Raw genomic sequence first — 528 nt, forward strand, 5'->3', positions numbered from 1 at the left:
TATTGCCCAACTTCGGCAAAGTTGAAGGTATGATCTATGTCTCTGACAGTATGGAGAACGGTGTAAGGTCTGCACGAAACAACACCGAGTTCCGTTACAACAACTCGGAGTTTATGCAGGAATACGTTCCGCACAGGAAGTTCACAGACAATTATATTGAGTTCGGAAACAAAGACGGTCATCGTCTCGGTATCAAAATGTTCGGTGCCAAGACTGGCCTTCGTGGTACGAAGATTTTTGGTAAACGTCCAAAGATCGCAGTGCTCGATGACTTGCTCTCTGATGATGATGCACGGTCACCGACTGCCATTAATGCAATCAAGGACACTATCTACAAGGGTGTAAACTACGCTCTCGATCCAGTGGATCGTAAGACCATCTTCAATGGTACGCCCTTCAACTCGGAAGACCCTCTCGTTGAAGCTGTTGAGAGTGGTGCATGGGACGTTAACGTCTGGCCTGTCTGCGAACGCTTCCCGGTTGAGCGAGAAGACTTTGTTGGTGCATGGGAAGACCGTTTCTCCTATG

Annotated in this window: 1 pseudogene; it reads left to right on the top strand. The window is 48.1% G+C overall.

What is annotated here, in order from left to right:
- Positions 1-29 precede the first annotated feature (29 nt).
- A pseudogene (locus RMT89_RS40895) lies at positions 30-528 on the top strand (hypothetical protein); the annotation flags it as partial.

Origin of the sequence: Streptomyces sp. P17, assembly GCF_032436805.1 — a bacterium.
Lineage (GTDB): Bacteria > Actinomycetota > Actinomycetes > Streptomycetales > Streptomycetaceae > Streptomyces.